Raw genomic sequence first — 22,398 nt, forward strand, 5'->3', positions numbered from 1 at the left:
GAAAAGCTCACTCATTTGAAGGACGAAGATTATCGAAATCTCCTGTCCCGGATCATTTGTCCCCTGGTTCCGCAGTGGTTCTGAAGACTCCTTTTTTTCTCTGGGCGGTCCTGCTGAAATCCATGACTTTTCCATGCTCGTTGATGGCGAGATGAAAGCGTTCTTCGCCCTGGAGTCGATGTAAAGTCATGTGATACTCATCGCTGGTTGCCGCGATGTGGGGGATTTCCACTTTTTCACCCGCGGATCGCAAGCGTCCCCACGAGCCGTCTCCAAGATATACAACGCCATTGGCGTTTGATGATCCATCGATGAGAGGGCGACTACGTTTGAAGCAATGATCGTGATGTTCCAGAACAATCGGCACTCGGTGCTTTTCGAATAGGGGAACCCAGTGCTTTCGATTGGGTGCTCCGCTACCATCCAGTTGATTATCGAATTTGGGTGCCGTCGGCAGATATGCCGGATAAGCGGGCACGTGATTGACCACCATTACGTTGGGATGATCGACCCGAGCTTTTAGAGTTTTATCGAGCCAGTCGGCCTGTTCTCCCTCCACGCGTGTCGTATGCCCGGTATCCAAAAGTACCAGACTCAAGTAGTCTCCGAATTCCAGTGTGGTGTACCCTTTTTCCGGGTACAAACCATCGAACAAGGAGTAGAAAAAGGGCGCCTTCTCTCGCGGTTGATGGTACCCGCCGTCCACTTCATGATTTCCAATGCAGGTGACGAGAGGGATCAATCGTCCATTTTTACCGATCATATGCTTGCTGTAGTTGCGAATGAACGCCAGGCTGATCTCGACCGAAGTTCCGTTGTCGTAACCCAGATCACCTCCGATCAGGGTGAACATGGGATCCTGTTGTGCGGCCGCTATGTTGTTGGCGATGGCGTGAGGATTGACACTAACGTCCCCACCGGAGATGAAGTGAATAGTGTCGGTCGCCTTTGCCGGCATTGTTTTGAAGCGATAAGTCGGGGAGACTTTTCCGATCCGGAATTGGTATTCCGTGTTCGGTTCGAGTTGAGTCAGCTCACATCGAAAAATTTTCAGATCCGTGAACGGGTACGGTTTGGTGTTCGACGGCTGCGATTTCCATGGGCTTGGCTTCTGGGGCACTTCGCTCTTTTCATTCTTAGGCGATTTATTTTCTTTGAATGGCGTATAGTAAATCGTCGTATCCGAAGTTTCCCCTCGGGAGCCAATCCATTGAATCGTCATGGTTCTCGTAGGGTCGCGTTGCCAAGTTAGAAACAGCGTGTTCGGCTGAAATAACGGCCCCTCAATATGCTTCGGAATCACCGGTTCGGCTTTTTCCTGGCCCAGTAGACACGATGTGGCAATGGTCGAGAATGAAGTACCCAAAAATGCCCGGCGATCAAAACTATTCACTCGATTCTCCCCAGATCCCGCGAGAACTCACCCCCGAAATATCTTCCGAATCGAGTTGGGAATGACTATGCGTTCGAACATTATTCATCATTTCTACAAATTTGAGATATTGCGGGATCAATCACCAGTTATCGGTTCGGAACGGTACTGCCGGTAACCCCTCTTTATTGTAAAGATTCGCGCCTACCGGGTTCATGGAGAAAGCATACCGCACCGCGACGGGTTCCGGCACATCCTTGCACTCGCAGACGATTGTCTGTCCGACAATTTTTGCTTGGGCCCAAAACCATTTTTTATCTTTACCGGCGATTGCAAATCGTTTCAAGGGACTTCCAGAATCGGATTCAGTGGGGCGAGTGCCGCTTTTCTTTCCGATCATTAAGCCCGTTCCCAGATGATCGAATTCCAGGATCACATGGTTGCCTTCAATTTTAAGCGATTTATAGATAGGACCCGAGACTTCAATTTTTTGACCATATTCGGAGGCCAGCGCCCATCGTGCGAGTCTTTCTCCCACATCGAACTTGTTGTGCGGATGAATATCGGCCGCGTCACCAATATCGGTGGTAACAGACATCCCGGTATGCGGTATTTTCAGACAGTTAAGTTGTGCTTCTCGAATGTAAGCCCAGCCATCCCCACCCGCAGGATTATCATTTGGTTGCTGCCAGTTAGCCAGTTGCACGAAGTAGAAAGGGAGATTGGGATCTCGGAAATAGTTTCGCCAGTCGGCCACCATCGCTTTTTTCTTTTCGATGTACTGCAAGCCATCACTGTAGCTTCCCGCATTGCTTTCCCCTTGATACCAGAGAGCCCCTCGGAGGGCAAACGGAATTAACGGAGCGATCATGCCGTTGTGTAAGGTAACGCAGCGAGGGCGAAAAGCTTTCTCCCCGAAGGGAAACTCCGGCATGCTGGGAGGTAAAGGAAGCGCTTGACCCTTTTTCATCTGCTCTCGACAATTTTTGGTCCAAGTTTCTATTTCGGGAACGGCGGCCAGCAATTCCTTCTGGTAAAGTGCCAGTGAGTCCGACATGATTTTCGAATAAGGAGCCAAAGCAGGAGTATTCATCAGCGTCTCCTGAGACATCCAGAGTTCGATATTCGTGCCACCCACGCAGGACCGCAGTAAACCGATAGGAACCCCAGTTTCCCGGAAGATTTTCCTAGCGAAATAGAAACCTACCGCGGTAAATCCTGGTGCGGTACCTGGTGAGCAGATTTGCCAATTACCGCGTACTTCTTTCTGCGGTGTATTAGCGAAGTTGTAATCCACACCGAACTGTCGGATGAGCGGAAGATTTGCGGATCGGATATCATCCGGGGCATCGCATCCCGCCAACGCCCACTCCATATTGGACTGGCCGCCGCACAGCCAGATGTCCCCTAGAAGAATGTCTTTAACCACCAGATGGTTTTTCGCATGAACTTCGAGAGTCAGTGGAACTTTGGAGACCGGTTGAGCTGTTAATGTGACTTGCCAGCGGCCATCCTCGCCGGCAACAGTCTCGGCTTCAGATTTCCCCAGAGTCACTTTCACTTTCTCTCCAGGCATTCCCCACCCCCAGACGGGGAGTGGTTTATCTCGCTGTAAGATGGCATGTTCACCAAATAGAGGAGACAATCGAGCATCGGCCTGCAAATTTCCTACCCAGGATAGGAGCAAAAGGCCTGTTACTATAGTTCTGAAAAATGACCGGGAGTATGGCATATTTGAACTCTCAAATCCTTTGGAAGAAGCTTGGAACAACGTAGGAATTGGAACAGTTTATCCTGCTAACTGCAATTTTGTTTTTCGGAAAAACGAGAACGGGTTCTGCTGAGAAACGGCAACTGTCATAAATGTAAATATTATTTTACTTAAAGAAATTTGCTAAGTGGTTTGCTTGATTGATCGTTAGACCCTTATGGCTGCATTCTTGCTCAAGTTGCCTAGTTTTGCTCGGTTGAAGTGAGAAAGTCATTCGAAATTTTAGTTATCCTTATCTAAGTGAAGATTTTGGATTCTTTCCGGATTTTCTATGTTTTTTAGCTGGTCGCAAAAGACGATATATCTCACGTAAGCTACGTCTTCTTCTCAAATTATGAGAATTGAGTAATCCTTGATTCTCGGCACTCGATAGAAGAGCTGAGTAATGACTTTTCGAAGATACTCCCCGAATTTGAAGAGCTTCTTCTCAAAGAAAATCGCTCCCTTAAATTCGGCGAGCAACGGCTCATCTTCCGCATCCTATTCTCTGGCCGCTCCCGTTAACTCGACTCGTAAACCATCGCTTCCCCCTCTCCGATTGGCGATCATAAGTACTCCGCGATCCGGAAATACCTGGCTAAGACACCTTCTGTCACGTTATTACCGCCTCGAGCAGGCCGCGCTTCACATAGTCAATGATCGTACCTTGGCGGGGCTACCGGAAAATGTCGCACTGCAAATTCATTGGCGGAAAGAACCGGGCTTCAGCCGACTTCTCAGCGATCAGGGATTTCAAATTGTTACCTTGGCTCGTCATCCGCTCGATGTGCTGATTTCGATACTTCATTTTTGTCTTTACGATTATCAAACGGATAATTGGCTTTTAGGTAAGGGCGGTTCGGAAGAGGGCATTCGCACGGCTATGCCTCGAAGTCGAGCGTTCATCGAATACTGTAAAAGCTCCCGGGCGTTCGAACTGCTATCGGTGACTTCGGATTGGTGGGAAAATAGTAACTCGATCTCACTGCGTTACGAAGATCTGGTGAAAGATACCAGTTCGGCTTTGCTAGGAATTTCCGATCAGCTTGGTCCCCCACGCTGTCGATCTGTTGAGACCGTGCTTTCTGAATGTTCTTTAGGTAAGTTGCGTCAAACCAACGATACCAATCATTTTTGGAAAGGTCGAGCCGGTCTTTGGCGCGAGCTCTTGCCCAAAGCGGAAGCCGAGGAAATTCTCTCGGTTCTAAGCCCGATCTGTCAAAAACTCGGATATGAGTGTCATCCCGATCTTTCGCTGAGCGATCTCGCCGCGGATAATAATTGGATTCGCTATGTCGGTACGGAACTGAAACAAACCCTGGAAGATTGGCGCGAGAAACACCTAATCGCCCACAATCATGGTCAATCTCTGACGCGTGATTTGAATTTCGTTCGTACAGAGAAGCATAAATTGGAAGAGTACCTTCCTCTGGAAGGCTTTCCGATGAACGCCGCCCGAATGTTGCATAAGATGCGGCTCAAATTTTATGGGATCTTTCGGTTCCTTAAAGTGCCCCATGCTCATGTCACAAATCGATATGAACATGAGGACGCGCTAAAAAACTGAGGCTGCAATTTCCTTTCGAGTTTCAACTCCGGCTTTAAGTGGTGCACCCTAAATCTCGGGATCCACAAAGGAAATTACAGGGATTTCTGTCTCAATTTGCTCTTCAGAATTTGCCAGATGTCTGTTAAACCAGGACCTGGCGATATCTGCGAACTCTTCCATCGCTCCAGACTCGGTAAAACTGTGTGAGGCATAAGCCAGGATGAGAATTTCCTTGATACATCGTAATTCACGATGAGATTTCTCATTCAAGTGAACCAGCATATCGTCGTAGCCGCCAACTACCAGCAGCACAGGAACCTGGATCGAAGACAGATAACTTTCCGCCAGATCGGGCCGGCCCGCCCTCGCTACGATCGCGCGAATTTTTTTTGGCTCTTTGGCGCCCACAATTAGAGCAGCCCCGGCATGTCTTCCCTCTCCGCAAAGCCCTAAAGGCAATTCGCGAATGTCGGGATTTTGCTCAACCCAACTCAAGACGTAATGCAGGCGCTCCGCTAGTATCTCAATATCGAAATTGGATTCGGAAGTTGTATCGTTCACTCCATCGTCCAGTTGGACTCGGAGCACCCCTAGATCCGATTACAGAAATGCCTGACATAGAAACCGGTCCTGTGACGGCGATCCCTCCGGTGCTTCGCAATCCAAGAGGATTATTAGGCCGCGCGGATGATCTGGTAAGTTCAAAGCGGCTTTTAAGGAACGTTGACCAGCACAAATATTTGCCGCGAATTCCGTATTTAAGGTAGATCGAGACATCGCTGGAACTCCTTTTGGGACGAATGTAATACTTTGACCAACGCAAGTCGCTCTCCGTCAATGCGAGAGTGGTTTTAGGCCGTACCCGTCGTCTGTTTCTTTTCCGTTGTCGCTGTGGCAGCTTTAGCCGGATTATTCGGAGCTTTGACCGTCAACACCGGACAGTTGGCTTTCCTTAGTACGTGCTCGGCCACGCTTCCGGTCAATAATCGCGTCAATCCGGTGCGACCGTGCGTTCCGAGTATGATCAAATCGCACTTCGATTGCTCTGCCACCTTCAGAATCTGCTCGGCCGCTTCCCCTTCTACGATTCGATGCTCGACCTTAATATTGGAGTCGCTCGGTTTCAGCCGGATCAATTTTTCCTGAAGTAAGCTGGGATCCACAACTGGCGGCAAGGGAGGCATAAATACACCCTCCCCCGTCACGTACATCGACAGTTCATCCACATGAAGAAGAATCAGACGCGCGTTGTAGTCCCTCGCCAGTGCACAGGCGAAATGGAAAGCATAATCCGAAGCTTCCGAGAAATCTGTCGGGTGAAGGATCGTGTTGATGGTTAACATCTGATCTCCCTGGTAAAAATGTTGTCACTCGGAACTATCCAGAATGTCTGCAATAAGTACGTGGTGTTGGAATCACCAAGAATCGAAGCTCATTCTGCGTTTCAGGTTTTCAGCAGATTAACTGAGGGCAATTTGAATGCCAAAAAAGAAGAAAAGCCTAGGTTTGGATGAATCGGTCCTAACAGCGATTTTTAGATCTCATTCTCGCTCGCCTCTCAATTACACCCATCATTGCTAATACTCTCTTCAAAAGGTATTTTATGCCGGGAGTTGAACTTTAGACGGAATCAAAAGTCTGAAATCTTTTTTCGATTGGGACACAAATGTGAGAAATAGATCGTGATGTCGTGGTCATCACGGGCAGTAAATTGCTACATTGGATTTTATCATGAAATTACCTTTCGTTTTTCTGTGATAAATGCGAACACTGGAAAAGGCCTTAATAATCTGCTCAGTTCCAGAACTAGCCGTCTCGAATGCTACAGTTTAACGGAGTCGGCAATTACACAGACGTGTTTTCTAGTTTCCTGGCTTCCAATTTTTGGCAGCCCAACGCATTGAGTGATTTCCGCTAATGAACTTAAAGAACGCGGTTTCTGTGGCCTCTGAGCTGGAAGGGACCTTCCATTCTGTTTTGCAGGAATTCGGATATCGCGGGATGCTTGACGAAGTCCCAGATGCACTCATACTTCGCGATTCGAATGGTAACATCCTGTTTGCGAATAGACAGGCCGAAATTCTCTTCGAGTACTCTCAGTCGGAATTGCTTAGCATTTCCTTCAGGCAGCTAATTCCTTCCTTGCAGGATTCTTCTCAGCTTCCGGCTGACTCGATCTCTCTTCTGCAATTGCCGCCAAGGGAGAACAACTCCGAACTTGCGGGAATTACCAAAAGCGGAAGAAACATTACGGTTGAAGTATGCTCTCGGAAGTTACCCGGTTCGAACACCCCTCTCACCCTTTTGTCGATTCGCGACGTTAGCAATCGAAAACTCTTCGAAGAGTCGACCCGGGTTAATCAGGAACGGTTCCGTCTGCTAGTCGAAAGCGTGCAGGATTATGCAATTTACCTACTTGATCCTCAGGGGAATGTCCTCAGTTGGAATACCGGAGCCGAACGAATTAAAGGTTATTCTTCTAAGGAGATTGTCGGAAAGCACTTCTCTCTCTTTTATCCCCAGGAAGCTCTGGAGCAGGATTGGCCTGCCCAGGAACTGAAGCAAGCCATCGCCCAAGGGAGATTCGAGGATGAAGGATGGCGGTTACGCAAGGACGGCTCTCGTTTTTGGGCTAACGTCGTCATTACTTCTCTTTTCGAGGAAGATGGCAGTCTTAAAGGATTTGCCAAAGTCACTCGGGATCTCACAGAACGCAAGAAGCACGAACAGACCATTCAGGAGAAGAACGAGGAACTGGAAAAAGCACTTCGGGCTAAAGATCATTTCCTCGCCACGATGAGTCACGAGTTACGTACCCCGTTGAATGCGATTTTAGGATTTACGGGTACCCTTTTAATGCGGTTGCCTGGGCCTCTTACGCAGGATCAGGAGAAACAGTTACGTACGGTTCAAACCAGCGCGAAACACCTCCTGTCGTTAATCAACGACTTGCTCGATCTGGCTAAAGTGGAATCGGGGAAAATCGAACTCGCCTCGGAATGGCTTGTCTGCAGGGAATTGCTCCAGGAAATCCATCGCTCAGTTCAATTAATGGCGGATGTGAAAAAGATTCAACTGGATCTAATCGTTTCTCCGCCCGAACTCCTCATTCGAGCTGATCGAAGAGCACTCCATCAGATTTTGCTCAATCTTATTTCCAATGCGATCAAATTTACTGAGAGCGGTCGAGTGGTCGTCGAAGTGCATCGACGAAACGTCGATAGTCGAGTCGAAATTGAGTTCCGAATTTCCGATTCGGGAATCGGTATCGCCTTAGAGGATCAATCCAAGCTCTTTCGGGCATTCACCCAGCTCGACCACGGCCGATCGGGAAAAATCGAAGGTACCGGCTTGGGGCTTTACTTCAGTAATAAACTGGCTATTCTTTTGGGGGGAAGAATTCAAGTTCAAAGCACTTCGGGTCGCGGCAGCACTTTTACTTTGATACTGCCCCAGGAGTAGCCCGTGCCTCTTCGAATTCTCGTCATAGAAGATAATGAAGCCAATTTGGAATTGATGCGTTACCTTCTGACTGCATTCGGCCATCAGGTTCGCTTGGCTCGAAATGCCGAACTCGCATTGCCCCAGATATCGAAAGATGCTTTCGATGGAATCTTATGCGATATCCAATTACCCGGAAAAAGCGGCTATGACATCGCGAAAGAACTCAATGCAAACCCAGACCTTCGAGCTATTCCCCTCCTTGCCGTAACTGCGCTGGCCATGTCTGGAGATCGGGAGCGAATCATTGAGGCGGGCTTTAAGGGTTACATAACCAAACCCATCGATCCGGAAAGTTTCGTTTCAAACATCGAGGCCCTGATTCATTCTCTCAAACCCGATTCCCGGTTGATTCCTGCAAGATTGGTCTCACAAAATACCGAAACCGCCCGCATCCCCCCGACGCTTCTGGTCGTCGACAATCAAAAAGTGAACCTGGAATTGGCTTGCAGTCTGCTTTGCCCGCTGGGTTTCCTCGTCTTGACCGCCGAAAACATTCAGGAAGCGTTTCTTCACCTTCAAAACAATCTCGTAGACCTCATACTCTCGGATATCTGCATGGCGAATGGAAGCGGATTCGATTTTATCCGAGAAGTCAAATCCCAAGCGAAGTATTCGAAAATTCCTTTTATCTTTCTGACATCGACCCAAACTAATTCCGTGGCTCGCACCAAGGGCTTGGCCTTGGGTGCGAATCGTTTTCTGTTTAGACCTATCGACCCGGAAATCTTACTCTCCGAAATCCAAAATACGCTCAACGAGCGAGGACTATTGCCCCCATGGCCAAAATATTGATCATAGATGACCGCGTTGCCAATCGCGACCTGCTGGTCACCCTTCTCGGTTATGGCGGTCACCATCTGGTGGAGGCTTCGGACGGATTGGAGGGGCTGCAGATTTGCCTTTCCGAAAAGCCAGATCTGGTTATCACCGATATTCTGATGCCGACCATGGATGGGTACGAATTCGTACGGAGACTTCGACTCGATCCTGAAATTGCCGAAACAAAAATTCTCTTTTACACGGCTCATTACCACTTAGAGGAAGCGATCAATCTCGCCAAAAGTTGCGGCGTTCTCGAAGTTCTCAAGAAGCCGTGCGAACCGGAGGATCTTCTGCGCTCGGTTGCGTCGGCCCTGAATCTCGATTCTGCACTCCCCTCGATAACCTTGCAGCCGGACTTTGACGAAAACCATTTACGTCTTTTGACCAATAAGCTATCTCGGAATGTAGACGAACTCCGCAAAACCAATCAACGCCTGGAGATTTTAGTTCAGCTCGGCGTGGAGTTGGGCTCGGAGAAAGATGCTTCCCGGCTTTTGCAAACCTTTTGCGACTCTTCCCGAGAAATAGTCGGCGCGCGTTTCGCAGTAGTCGGCATCCCGAGTGGTGAAGGAGCGTATTACAGACATTTTTTTACCAGTGGTATGGATCAGGCGACGTCGAAAAAATTGAATCGCAACGAGGCCTTGACGGGAGCATTAGCCTCAGTAATTTCTACGGGCCGCTGCTTTCGAGCTGCCCGCGATTCCGGCTTTCACAACCTGGGACTTCCGGCATCCTTTCCGGCCGCCAAATCGATTCTGGTAGTCGCTCTCCTTTCTCCATTGCGAATCTATGGTTGGATTTGTGTTCTGGAGAAATTGGGAGCTGATACTTTTAGCGAGGAGGATGAGAGGCTGATAAAAATGCTGGCCACCCAGGTCGGTCGAACCTACGAGAACGGCAGTCTTTACATGCACCTCCTCGATCATTCCGCCAAACTAGCTGAAGAAATTACGGAGCGTAAGCGAGTAGAAGCGGCACTGCGCGACAGCGCAGCGAGACTGCGCGAGGCCCAGCAGATTGCCCGCGTCGGAAACTGGAGTTGGGAACCGCATACCCAATCCACTCATTGGTCGGAAGTCCTCTTCGATCTCTTCGCTCTGGATCCTCAATCCACCAAACCCAGCTTTGAAAAATTCTTATCCGTCCTTCATCCGGAGGATCGGGAAACCGCTCAGAATCGGGTTAAAGCCGTCCTCTCGGGCCAGGATGGATTTGCCGACGATTTGAGAATTTTACAACCCAATTCTCAGATTCTCTGGATCCATAGCCGCGCCTGTGCACGACGGGATGCCCAGGGACAATTAATTCTCCTCGAAGGGACAGATCAGGATATCACCGAGAGAAAACGGGCCGAAGTCAATTTGCAACGAACCGTTTTTCTACTCAAGGCGGTCGCCGATAGTACAACGGATGCCGTTTTTGTTAAGGATAAGGAGGGAAAATATCTCCTCTTCAATCAAGCAGCTGCGGACTTTGTCGGCAAATCGATAGATGAAGTCATTGGTCAGGACGATTCGATTTTGTTCGATGCTCAAAGTTTTTCACAGATACGGGCTCGCGACTTAAGAGTGATGGAAACTGGGCGGGTCGAAACCCAGGAAGAGATTCTGACGGCCGCGGGGAAAACGAGAATTTACAACGCACTCAAAGCTCCCTTCTGGGATGCAAATGGCAAAGTCATCGGTGTGATAGGTATCTCCCGCGATGTAACGGATCAGCGTCAACTGGAAGATCAGTTACGCCAGGCCCAGAAAATGGAAGCCGTGGGACGGCTCGCAGGCGGGATCGCACATGATTTCAATAACTTGTTAACCGTTATCAATGGTTACGGCGAGCTCGTCCTGAGTTTGTTGAAAGCCAATGATCCCGCTCGGGAGATGATTCAGGAAATCGTGGGTGCGGGCGAGCGGGCCTCTTCGTTAACGCGACAATTGCTGGCTTTCAGCCGTAAATCGATCGTGGAGCCCAAAATCGTCGATCCTGTCAGTCTGGTTACCGATTTGGATAAACTCCTGCGACGGGTGGTGGGTGAAGATATCGAATTATCAGTCATGTCGAGTGGCAATGTAGGCGTCATCCAAATCGATCCGGGCCAATTCGAACAGGTGATAATGAACATGGTGGTCAACGCCCGGGATGCCATGCCTAAAGGGGGTTTTGTAACTATCGAGCTGCAAAATATAAACCTCGATGAATCCTACATCGGGAAACACCCGGATGCTATTTACGGTCCTCACGTCCTTATAGCGATTACCGATTCGGGAATCGGAATGGACGCCGTGACGCAATCCCGCATATTCGAGCCCTTTTTCACTACCAAAGGGGAGCATGGCACCGGGTTGGGTCTGGCGACGGCACATGGTATTATCAAACAAGCCGGTGGACAGGTTTCCGTTTACAGCGAATTGGGTAAAGGTACTACCTTCAAAATCTACTTACCTCGAATCGACAGCCCGGTTCAGACAACCAAGAAAGATTCCAAGCCGATTTCGCAAGGAAGTGAATCGATTCTCCTGGTAGAAGATGAAGAGATGGTTCGCTCTCTGAGTAAACACATTCTAATAAGCTTGGGTTATCGGGTAACGGAGGCGACGAACGGTGAGGAAGCTCTAGCGTTAGTCGAAAAACCGGGTAGTTCTTTCCGGTTACTCATTACTGACGTTGTAATGCCCAAGATCGGCGGCCGGGAATTGGCCAATCAATTGAAACAAAAGTTTCCCGATCTCAAAGTGCTGTTTTTATCCGGATATACCGACGATGCCGTAGTTCGGCATGGGATACTTCAAGCGGAAGTCGCCTTTCTTCAGAAACCTTTTACCCCGACTCTGCTGGCCGCGAAGGTACGGGAGACACTCGATAATACCCAAACCGGGTGAGGGGCAATTCTCACCCGGCGATGCTGTATGTTAATCCTTGATAGTGGATAGAATCTCCTCGATTTGCGGATCAGTGAGATGACTTCGCGTCAGGGTCAACATCTTTCGCAGATGCTTTCGTCCCTCGATACCTGAAATGAAGCCAATATTACCGAGATTGCCTTTACTCGTAACAATCGCTTTTCCATCAGTATCGAAAATGGCATGGTAAGGAATGCCCTCACCTTCACTTCCCGGGAGGAGTTTAGCGATCTCTTCTCCATGGATATCTCGAATATCATCGATCTTCAGCATCACGTAGTCCTTCTGAAGTAGATCTCTTTGGTCGTCCATCCAGCGAGTCAATCGGAAACAGGGACCGCAATATCGCTGTCCCACGCGAACCCAGACTTTACGTCCGCTGGCTTTGGCTTCCGCGAAAGCTTCCTCCCATTTTTTCTTGGCATCGTTTTTGGCGGGCTGGTATTTCATCGAAAGAGTATCGGCGGCGTCGACAGCCTTTTTGTCGTTCGGGTCGAATTCCTCAACTCCCAGTTTCGTACCTTTTCCGTCGAGTACGATAACGACAATTTTTCCCTTATTTGGAAGGGGCCAGGACTGCCTCTGAGCCAATTCTTGAATCTCTCGAGTCTTCGTCTCGTCGCTCAGTTTCAAGTGGAATTGCATGTAGGAATAATGCTTCTCCGAATCTTCGAGGTTCACTTTCAAAAATTGCTCGGCTTTCTCCGAGGGGGAATAAAGAAACATCAGGGCATAATAGTTGTTTAAACGGCAGTCCCGCAAGAGATTCGTAACTCGCTGAGAAAGAGACAACGGCGATGTCTTGGTTTCTAACCGAGTTACGATCGGCGATTTTACATCCGCTTCCTCGAGGTAAAAATTCTCGAAGCGATTATGCGAGTACGGTTCCTTGGCTCCCGTTGAAAGAAAGATTCCCACTTGGCTCGGCAAGCCGCTGAAGCGATAATTTCCCTGCGAGTCGGTCTGAGTTTTTAGTGCAGTGGGCGTAAAGCGAATGAATCGAAGGTTGGGGTTGGTATTCTTTATGCTCGGCGGAAGGCTAATGTTGAGTTGAACTGGGTAATTGATGAGAGGCTCATCTGCCTTACCGAGTAATTGTCCGCGAAGTTCCAGTGTTGGCTTCAAGCTGAGTTCGATCTGCTTTTTGTCACCTCCCACTTCGCATATACCGAAGGCTTTCCCATCTCGGGTACGAGCAAAGAGACAAACATTCTTCGCCCGGGAAGAAAATTTGAACTCTCCCTGGCTGTCGGCTTTAACGAGTGAATTTTCTTCTTCGGTCTCGCCATCCATCGCTCCAATCTCAACTACGGCTTGATCCAAATCCGCTTTGAGATTGGTTTCTAGAACCAATCTTCCGGTGATTTCGCGAGGCTCGACGAAAGCTCGATGAAACTCAATTCGATTATTTCCGGACGAACTTACTTTAAGCTTTTGAACAGATCGCCAATTTCCCAGTGTCACGAAGGACTGTATTTCACTCCCCTCCAGCGCATAGGTTCTAGCTCGGCCATTTTCATCCGTTCGTAACCACCAGAATCTCGCTGCTTCGCCATAACGAGTTGTACCTTCTTCCTTCCAGCTGACAGAATGATAAATCGACAAGGCAATAAGTCTGTCGATTGCTGGCTTCTTCCCAGATCCTACAGTGAAGCTCAAATCCACAGGCAAGCCCAATTGAAGTGAAAGTTCTGGAGATGTTATTTTTTCACCTTCAACCGGAATGAGATCGATGAACTTGCTGGCATAACGCGAGTCGCAGACCGTGATTGCGTAGGTTGCCCCTGATAAGCAATCGGCTGAGAATTGTCCTTTCTCGTCTGTGAAAGCAAATAGATTATCCGGGATATCCTTGATCTCTCCCTGGAAAGACGAAAGCAGTACCATGACCCCGGCTTTGTTCAAATCCTTGGAAAGTACTTCCCCCCGAACCGCTTTTCTCGCAGCAATTATTTTCTTCTTGATCTGGATTCTGTGAGCCCCCTCTTTTTCTTCCTGCCCAACCACAGTCCAATTAGGGTCCAGGATTTCGATGCGACCCAGAGATTCTTTCCAGAGGGGCGTCCAATCGAATATCGCTTCTCCTTTGGCATCCGTTGCCAGTGTTTGAATCATTTCGCTTCGGAGCTGCAGTCCCCCCATTTTTTGGCTCCAATAACGAATCGTGAATGGCAAATTTGTAACGGGATTGCTGGTGTTTTCTTCTACGACTTGAATCTTCTCTGACTGACATGAAGCGATAGTGATCTCGTATTTGTTCGATTCTTGCTTATCGCTTGAATTTGTGTAACCGAATCGGCGGTCTTCCGTCCAGGCGGTGATGCCTCTCAAAGTGTCGGCTTTAAGTAACGCGAACCGAGCTATTCCCTTCGTGTCGGTTCTGGTCCTCATCGGTTCGGAATTGCTTGTCTCAGCCTGCACATAGCTGTTGATGACCGGATTGCCTTTATCCGTGACCAAAACTTCCAAATTTCGCTCCGGAACTTTTACTATGAGCTTCATGCCTTCGACGGCTGTCAGGCGAAGCTCATAGTTAGAGATTCGAGAGAATGCCCGTTTCTGGCTTTCAGGTTCCGTGGCCGCGAAGCGTACAGATCCCAATTTTCCTGAACCCACGGGAACCCAGGCGTGGAATCGCGAACCCTCGGCGATCACGGACATCGACTTATCCGAATGGTCGATCGAGGCCGTGGCAGACACTTTCGGATTTTTAACCGGGACTCCATTCTCATCCAACACCTCGCCGGAGATTTTGATTTTGAGCGTAGATCCCGAACCTTCCAGCCAGGCGGGCTTTTCGTTAGGACCCAGCGGTTTATCCTCCGCGAAAACCGATGAGCAGAAACCGCTGACCAGAAGAATCAGCAGCGATCGTAAAGTCAATTTCCAACTACGAGCGTTACGGAAACAGTTCCAAGAATTCGGAAGCATGGGGCGTACCTCTCAAGATTCGTCTGTAAACATTTGTTTTGCCAATACGATCACAGTATAACGAGGCAGATTCATAAAGTCTTGTATCTTCCAGAAGATGTTTCCTTATGCAAATTTCTAAGGCTTTGGCCCGGCTTAAACAGCCTCCCGAATAACAACGAAACGTCAAGCTTTGAAAATTTGGAAGATAGCCGAGAGTAACGTATCTCCCATCTGCCACTCAATTCTCCAGGTTACGATGCGAAAAAAGTAATGCATTTTCTTTAAAGGTCATCAGATCATCAATATTCATATAGTGGAAAACGCCAATTTGATGACCTTAGGTTATTTCTCGAGAAATAGTGGCCTTTTGTGCGAAAGCTCAAAAATGCTGTCTGGAGTGGAAGCGTTAATATTCTCAAGGAAAAGCCGCGATTTGAAAAAAGTCTGTTTGAATCGGACGGCGGCGCTCTTCTTCGTACACTCGTGACTGAAAAAAACACTGGTTCCTTTTAAACCGATCCGATGTTACATTGCAACCATTCGATACCGCGGTCACTCTTCTTTCAAAGTAAGACAAGCTGTTCATTCGTGGCAGGCAGGTACACTTGAATGTGGATTGGTTCACTGTCCCGCATGCTAAAGCTTAGCGGATAGCGGACATTCGCTCCATGTCGGTTTCTAACCGCGCCAGAATGGAACCTTACTGAAACTTGATAGAGTGCTTTTGCGGCCTTGTATCCAAAAGTCGTGTATGCCGCGCAATGCATCAATCCCGATGTCAAAAATGGCGTTAAGTGTTCTGCTCCAAGGACTTCAATTTTTATTCTCTAGCGTGGGAAAGAGATAAGTTGCCCTGTCAAATCGTGATCACTTACGGCTGGCGTGCGGGATCAGGAAATCAAGGAATATCGAGAATGTTTGCACGAAATACAAGCTGATCCGTGGCGTTATACTGATGAACGGAAGGTATATAGATTGCGTGCGGAAAATGCAGGTAGAATCGTCGAAGAAATGCTAATTAGCAAATACGCACTTGAAGCTGAAAGATTCCCTCTGATCGACTGGTATTCCGTCTCAATCGGTTTTTTGATAATCGTTCTTAAAGCACACGGTTATCATTATTTGTAATGCAAATTACTTTCGAATTGCCCAGAACTGAAAAATTCTGGTTGGCTTTTCAAAGAATAAGGGGCTATCCTCACTCTAGTCCTTAAACAAGCGAAGTTTTTGATGCCAATTCCGTGGGGAGTTTTAGCGAGATAGTTCGATGAGTCCTCCGCGCCGGAGCTTTTCGCTCGGCCGAACGCATACTTCTATTTTTCAAACATTCTTCCTTTCCGCGAATAGCTCTCGGCGTTTTATCGGATCGGGACATCCGGATCCCGACTTCAGTCGGTCGAACGATCAGCACCTCAGTGCTTTCAGTAGTCGGAAGAAGATCGGCAAGTGCGGGTTCCAGCCGAGCAATCGATAGACGATGCGGCCGGCCTTCCGGACGATCTGACAAGGCAGAAGCATGAAAGCATTGAGGAAGGTTTTGAATTCCATTTTCAAAACCGACTGCTTCTGGTCCCGATGCTTTTCCCGCCAGCGACCGGGAGTTTCCGGCAACGTCAAGGCCCACCAGGCTTTCAAGTTCCAGGCCAGGGAGGCCATCACCATGTACGCCCAATTGCTTTCCAGATCGTGCAGCGGCGCGTGCAAGGCCCGGCAACCGCCCTTGAGCTGCGCTATCAGATTTTCCTGATTGCAGCGATCGTTGGCTTCGTAGACGACTTCGGCGGCCGTGCACTCCCGGTCGTTGGTGATGTAGAAGAAATAGCGTTCGTCCGGATACAGAACGGATTCGCCTTTTTCCACGGAAAGATTCTTGCGAATCACCACCAGGCGATACGCCCTTCGGCAAGCGGTCGGTTGGTACTCGAACTCGGCCACCGCTTCGGAGATCAACTTCACATTTACGAATTCCCGCTCTTGGACGATCCGCTCCTTGGTGTTTTCCCGTCGGTGTCGCAACTTCGCTTTCGCCGAGTATTGCGCGGGACGCTCGAGCTTGTGCCAAGCCGCTTCCGGCAGTTTTTCCGCGATTGCTTCGAGGTTTTGCTTCGAATCGTAGCCGAAATAAAAGCGTACCTTGGCGTTGGCATCCCAGCCGTCGAGGCGAGTGGTCTGCGAGAAATCGGTGTCGCCGCGAAAGACGATCCTGCGAAAGCCCGCTTGAAGGCACAGCAAAAGAGCCCGGTCGAGTTCGACCGCGGCCCCTTCGTGCGAAGGGCGATTGCCGGGACGGTTGACGATGCTCAGCGTCTCACCGGTGTTGGCCAGGGTCACCGCCAGGGGGTGGTAACACCAGTCTCTGTTATAGTTGATGTCCATCCCCGCTTTACGCTCGCCACGCGTTTGGGTAAAGCTGCCGTCGGCGTCGATCTTCGCGCATTCCCAAAAGGAATCGGGTTGCTTCGACCAGACGCGTAAACGGGTCTGGTTGAAAGCGTCGATCAAAGCCTGGATGCTGCCACTATCGAAGCGTCGACAAAAGTCGCCCGAAGTAGTCGGGTCGGGAAAACGCTGAGTGCCCAAGGCGTTGAGAAAGTTTTCGTCCGTGCGACGCAGTTCCATGTCTTGCAGGCAGGTACCCCCGCAAAGGGAATTGTAAGCGATGGCCAACACGTGGTCCGATTCCGAGTAAGGCCTTTGAAATTGGAGCAGATGCAGCTTCTCGTCGATGTCGTCGATCAGTCCGATACGCCGGGCCAGAAGGTGCATGGCCCCGAGGCCTCCGCAACTGATCGCCCCCACGCGTTCGGAGACTTCGTAATGAATGTTGGAGGCGTCGAAAGAAGGAGCGAAGGTCATCGCGGCCTCTCGCTTAGCCAGGCGACGTTCGATTCGACTCTTGCATTTTTGAAACCAACGTCCGAAAATAACATTCACTCGAAACTCCTTTTTGCGACTGTCGATTTGTTAAGCGGTTACTTACACAAACCGCAGAAAACAAAAAGGATTTCGAGCTTTCTTCGATAAATCGAAACAATTCTCCAAAAAACTACGCTGGTTTAAGGCCTAGTAGATGAGGTAAAGTTAATGTATAGGCAGTCTTTGTGCAGAAAAATTATCGTTTTAATTGACCTTTAATACGAGCTGTGTTTCAATTACCCGATAGCTGGATGATTTTTCCTGTCTGGATTTTCCAGTCAGAATTTAGAGTCACAAGCTTTTATCAATTCCATTTTTTGAAGGAGTCTTTATGTCGCGACTTTCTCTCCGTCGCTCTCGGTTGGGTTTTACTCTGATCGAGCTTCTAGTAGTTATTGCCATCATTGCAATTTTAATTGGTCTTCTGCTTCCGGCAGTGCAAAAGGTTCGCGAGGCGGCCTCTCGCATGAAGTGTTCGAACAACTTAAAGCAAATTGGTATTGCGTTGCACTCTTACCATGATGCCATGGGCTTCTTCCCGGCAGGTGGTTTCACGGATCAACCGCCTTACGGTACCAACTGGGGTTGGGGGAGTGCCTGGACCGTATTTATCACGCCCTATCTTGAACAGGGAAACCTTTACAATCAGTTCGTTTTCAATGGCGGATCTGGTTGGGGCGGGGCTGCGGCCAATAACGTCAACGCGGCTGCGAACGTGACCATGAAAATATACAACTGTCCTTCCAGCACATTGCCACTGACCACAACTGGCACCTATACCGGTCAAGCGATTGCAGTCAGCCATTATGTGGGGATCGCGGGGGCTGTCAACGGCCTGATACCCGGTTATACCGAGACACGCAATAATATCAGTGGCGGCGGTACCGGCTGCTGCAACGGTGGTATTGCTAGCGGCGGCGGTGTTCTGGCTCCCGGTCTGACCAATATCACTTTTGCGAGCATTACCGATGGTTCGAGCAATCAGCTCCTGGTGAGCGAACAGGGCGATTTGATTCAAACCTCGGATGGCACGAAGAACCCGTGGAATGCCAGCACAGCAAACGGCTGGGAAATCGGGACCTACTGGAACGTGGCTCCACCGAATCAATCGAATGGCGGGGACTTGCGTCATTTCCAAATGACGACCATCCGATACGGCATTAATCAGAAATCGGGCTGGACCCCAGGTGGCGATTGCGGTGGTCAAGGCGTTTGCTCCAACATGGGTAACAACATTCCGCTCAACTCGGCTCATACGGGCGGCATCAATGCCCTGCGCGGCGACGGTTCGGTAGTGTTCCTCCGCGACAGCATGAGCATCGTAACGCTGGCCGAACTTGCCACTCGGGATGATGGAATGGTTTTAGGCGATTACTAAAATCGATTCCGTCAAACACTATGAGTCAATCCGTATTTCTTACGGATTGACTCTCTGCGCTATTTTCCCACCCCATCTCTAAGAAAGGAATTTACATGCTCAAACCAATTCTTTCCGGTCTCATTGTTCTAATTCTGTTTACCGGCCCCGGTTGTTCCCCCGAAAAACCCAAATCTCAGACTAAGGCGCAAGTAAACGGCTCGGTGACCCTCGACGGCGCTCCTCTCAAAGTAGGGAAAATTACTTTTGAGCTGGGCGATGGCACTCCGTCCGTTAGCCTCGACATTTTGGATGGGAAATACGATGGCCGAGCTCCGGTCGGGAATAATCTCGTTCGATTGAATGCCACTGAAAAGGTTTCCCTGAAAGAGAAGATGAAAATGGAAGGGCCCGGGTACGATCAATTGACCGAAGTGAATAAGTTACCAGAACGCTACAACACCAAGAGCGAACTGCACAAAGAAGTCGTCTCCGATGGCACGAATACCTTCAATTTCGACCTTAAGAGCAAGTAAGTATTCAAACGTAAACTCTTCGCGAATTTCGCCCAACACCTTTACCTGTGTTACAAGACACCCAAGCTTCATGCAGGCCCGGAGGCTTCAAAAGCCTCCGCAAGGTTTGCGTAGTGTTTGACAACTCTCTTCTACTCGGATAACCTATGCGCAGAGGAATTTCCCGGATTTTTTGTCAGGCGTCCGTTCGTGCCAGCTAGCCGAGACTAGATTCCAAGCAAACATTCCTCTTCCTGCCGATCTCTGACATTTTTGCTCCAGGTATACGGTCATGCTTCGATGGTCCTCTCCCCTGTTGATGGCTTTCAGCTTTCTCATTGGAAATTCCACGGCTCGTGCGGAAACGCCGGTCGATTACAATCGCGATATCCGTCCGATACTGGCGAGTGCCTGTTATGCCTGCCACGGCCCAGATGAAAATCAGCGTAAAGCTAAGCTGCGCCTGGACGTTCGAGAGGCCGCTCTCAAGAAGGCCATTCATCCCGGGAAAGCCGATGAGAGCCTTCTGATTCAGCGTATTACGACGAAAGATGCGGATGAGGTCATGCCGCCGCCGCAATCAAAAAAGCCCGCGGTTACTGCCGAGCAATTGAAGTTGTTGCGACGCTGGATTGAAGAGGGAGCAAAATTCGAAGAGCACTGGGCCTATGTTAAACCTGTCCCACCTGCAATTCCGACTATCCCCGAGGCGGCTTGGGTGAGGAATCCGGTGGATGCCTTTGTAGCTTCGGAATTAGTCAAGCAGAAGATGCGGCATTCCCCGACAGCGGATAAGAGTACCCTGCTCCGCCGGCTCAGTCTGGATTTGACAGGGCTACCTCCGACCCCCGCAGAGGTGGATAGCTTTCTTTCTGACAACAGTGCCAGTGCCTACGAGAAGGTCGTTGATCGTCTGCTGGCCTCACCTCATTTCGGTGAGCGGATGGCCGTGATGTGGCTCGACGTGGTCCGATATGCGGATACGTGCGGCTACCACAGCGATAATCATCGAGATATCTGGATGTTCCGCGATTATGTGATCAACTCTTTCAATGCAAACAAACCCTTCGATAGGTTCACGATCGAAGAAATCGCGGGCGACCTGTTGCCCAATCCGAACAATGAAACCAAAGTGGCTTCCGGCTATAACCGCATGCTGATGACAACCGAAGAAGGGGGTGCCCAGGCGAAGGAATATACGGCCAAGTACGCCGCCGACCGAGTGCGAAACACCTCCAATGCCTGGTTAGGTGCGACATTGGGCTGTGCCGAGTGTCACAACCACAAGTATGACCCCTACACGTCAAAAGATTTCTACCGATTCGCGGCTTTCTTCTCCGATATCCGAGAACATGCGGTAGGCCGGCAGGAGCAGACCCGGCTCGGGACTTCGGAACAGGAAGCTCAGTTAAAGAAATGGGAAAACGAAATTGCGCAATTGGAAGCCAGCTGGAAAAAGCCCTCTGTGGAACGGGACGCGGAACAGCTGAAGTGGGAGGCGGAACTGGCCGGGAAGAAAGAGGGAACCAAAGGTTTTCCTGGTCCTGTGATCGAAGCTTTGAAAATCACGGCCGATAAGCGGAATCCGGGGCAGAAAGAGGCCATCAGCGTCTATTTTCGATCTCAGATTGCCAAATCGACGAGCAAAGAGCGAGAACAGCTAGCCCGATTGAAAACGCAACGGGATCAACTCGTCAACAGCATTCCAACGACTCTGGTTTCGATATCCACTTCGCCGCGAATGACGCGAATTCTCCCTCGAGGCAACTGGCAGGACGATTCGGGGGATCCGGTCCAGCCCGATGTGCCCGCTTTTTTGGGGAGCGTTGCTCCGAAAGATGCCAAAGCCCGGGCGACAAGACTCGATCTGGCGAAATGGCTTGCATCGCCTGAAAATCCGTTGACCGCGCGAGTGTACGTAAATCGTCTGTGGAAAATTGCCTTCGGGCAGGGTTTGGTTCGCAATCTGGATGATCTCGGGATGCAGGGTACTCCTCCTTCCCACCCGGCCCTGTTGGACTGGTTGACGATCGAGTTCATCAAAAGAGGTTGGAGCACGAAGGATATTCTGAAGCTTATGGTGATGTCCAATACCTACCGACAATCCTCGGTCGCCACGGCGGAAATGATGGAGAAGGATCCCAGCAACATCTGGCTGGCCCGTCAGAGTCGCTTTCGAGTCGATGCGGAATTCGTTCGCGATAACGCCCTCGCCGTCAGTGGACTACTGAATCAGAAAATTGGCGGGCCGAGCGCGAAGCCGTATCAACCGGCGGGGTTCTGGTCCTATTTGAATTTTCCCGTTCGAGAGTGGCAGAACGATCAGGGCGAAAACCAGTATCGTCGAGGCGTTTATACGTACTGGTGCCGAAGCTTCCTCCATCCCAGTTTGTTCGCTTTCGATGCCCCGACTCGCGAGGAATGCACGAATGAGCGGAGCCGATCGAGCACACCATTGCAAGCATTGGTGCTCTTGAACGATCCGACTTATGTGGAAGCATCGCGGGTATTGGCTCAGCAAGTCATTCAGAAAACCGGAACCTCTGAACCGCAGAAGATTTCCTGGCTCTTCAAACAGGTCCTGTCCCGGAAGCCGTCCGAAGATGAGGAAGTGGTGCTGAGTAAACTGCACGCCAAGCACTTGAGGGAATATCAGAGCGACAAGGAGGCGGCGGTCAAGATCCTGAGCGTCGGCCTTTACCCCAAACCGAAGGAATTCGATACGGCTCAACTGGCGGCCTGGACTTCGGTCTGCCGCGTTCTCCTTAATCTGCACGAAACTCTGACCCGGAACTAGTCG

Annotated in this window: 13 protein-coding genes; 7 read left to right on the forward strand and 6 right to left on the reverse strand. The window is 49.8% G+C overall.

The window, feature by feature from the left end:
- Positions 1–52 precede the first annotated feature (52 nt).
- Both KIH39_RS06570 and KIH39_RS06575 read right to left on the reverse strand, forming a co-directional pair.
- A complete protein-coding gene (locus tag KIH39_RS06570) occupies positions 53–1,393 on the reverse strand; it encodes a purple acid phosphatase family protein (RefSeq protein ID WP_213498484.1) in 1,341 nt (446 codons plus the stop codon).
- A 121-nt stretch (positions 1,394–1,514) separates the two neighbouring features.
- Positions 1,515–2,948: a sialate O-acetylesterase gene (locus tag KIH39_RS06575; RefSeq protein WP_213498485.1), complete on the reverse strand. Its 1,434-nt coding sequence runs from the start codon at positions 2,946–2,948 to the stop codon at positions 1,515–1,517.
- Positions 2,949–3,528: 580 nt separating this feature from the next.
- Between KIH39_RS06575 and KIH39_RS06580 the strand changes: the two genes are divergently transcribed.
- Positions 3,529–4,689 (forward strand): sulfotransferase domain-containing protein, encoded by a 1,161-nt coding sequence (locus tag KIH39_RS06580; protein ID WP_213498486.1) that lies wholly within the window; start codon positions 3,529–3,531, stop codon positions 4,687–4,689.
- Positions 4,690–4,737: 48 nt separating this feature from the next.
- On the opposite strand, the gene KIH39_RS06585 is transcribed toward KIH39_RS06580, so the two are convergent.
- Together KIH39_RS06585 and KIH39_RS06590 are read right to left on the reverse strand one after the other, a co-directional pair.
- A complete protein-coding gene (locus KIH39_RS06585) occupies positions 4,738–5,259 on the reverse strand; it encodes a dienelactone hydrolase family protein (RefSeq protein ID WP_213498487.1) in 522 nt (173 codons plus the stop codon).
- Between the two features lie 263 nt (positions 5,260–5,522).
- Positions 5,523–6,014: a universal stress protein gene (locus KIH39_RS06590; RefSeq protein ID WP_213498488.1), complete on the reverse strand. Its 492-nt coding sequence runs from the start codon at positions 6,012–6,014 to the stop codon at positions 5,523–5,525.
- 658 nt (positions 6,015–6,672) lie between these two features.
- On the opposite strand from KIH39_RS06590, the gene KIH39_RS06595 reads away from it, so the two are divergent.
- Genes KIH39_RS06595 through KIH39_RS06605 form a run of 3 tightly spaced genes read left to right on the forward strand, consistent with a single transcriptional unit; the run spans position 6,673 to position 11,876 of the window.
- On the forward strand, positions 6,673–8,133 hold the full coding sequence (locus KIH39_RS06595; RefSeq protein WP_213498489.1) for a sensor histidine kinase: 1,461 nt from the start codon (positions 6,673–6,675) through the stop codon (positions 8,131–8,133).
- Between the two features lie 3 nt (positions 8,134–8,136).
- Positions 8,137–8,967: a response regulator gene (locus tag KIH39_RS06600; RefSeq protein WP_213498490.1), complete on the forward strand. Its 831-nt coding sequence runs from the start codon at positions 8,137–8,139 to the stop codon at positions 8,965–8,967.
- A complete protein-coding gene (locus KIH39_RS06605) occupies positions 8,952–11,876 on the forward strand; it encodes a response regulator (RefSeq protein WP_213498491.1) in 2,925 nt (974 codons plus the stop codon). Before KIH39_RS06600 ends, KIH39_RS06605 begins: the two co-directional genes overlap by 16 nt.
- A 30-nt stretch (positions 11,877–11,906) precedes the next feature.
- Here the strand turns inward: KIH39_RS06605 and KIH39_RS06610 are convergent, their stop codons facing one another.
- The gene (locus KIH39_RS06610; protein ID WP_213498492.1) at positions 11,907–14,828 is read right to left on the reverse strand and encodes a thioredoxin family protein; all 2,922 of its coding nucleotides are present in this window, start codon (positions 14,826–14,828) and stop codon (positions 11,907–11,909) included.
- A gap of 1,386 nt (positions 14,829–16,214) precedes the next feature.
- Positions 16,215–17,744: an IS1380 family transposase gene (locus KIH39_RS06615; protein WP_213493945.1), complete on the reverse strand. Its 1,530-nt coding sequence runs from the start codon at positions 17,742–17,744 to the stop codon at positions 16,215–16,217.
- Between the two features lie 313 nt (positions 17,745–18,057).
- Between KIH39_RS06615 and KIH39_RS06620 the strand changes: the two genes are divergently transcribed.
- The 3 genes from KIH39_RS06620 (at position 18,058) to KIH39_RS06630 (ending at position 22,395) form a co-directional block, all read left to right on the forward strand.
- Complete coding sequence (locus tag KIH39_RS06620; RefSeq protein WP_213498493.1) at positions 18,058–19,104, forward strand: DUF1559 domain-containing protein; 1,047 nt, start codon at positions 18,058–18,060, stop codon at positions 19,102–19,104.
- A 95-nt stretch (positions 19,105–19,199) separates the two neighbouring features.
- Positions 19,200–19,619, forward strand: coding sequence for a hypothetical protein (locus tag KIH39_RS06625; RefSeq protein ID WP_213498494.1), 420 nt, complete (start codon positions 19,200–19,202; stop codon positions 19,617–19,619).
- 271 nt (positions 19,620–19,890) lie between these two features.
- Positions 19,891–22,395: a PSD1 and planctomycete cytochrome C domain-containing protein gene (locus KIH39_RS06630; RefSeq protein WP_246539567.1), complete on the forward strand. Its 2,505-nt coding sequence runs from the start codon at positions 19,891–19,893 to the stop codon at positions 22,393–22,395.
- Positions 22,396–22,398: the final 3 nt, after the last annotated feature.

Origin of the sequence: Telmatocola sphagniphila (genome assembly GCF_018398935.1) — a bacterium.
GTDB lineage: Bacteria > Planctomycetota > Planctomycetia > Gemmatales > Gemmataceae > Telmatocola > Telmatocola sphagniphila.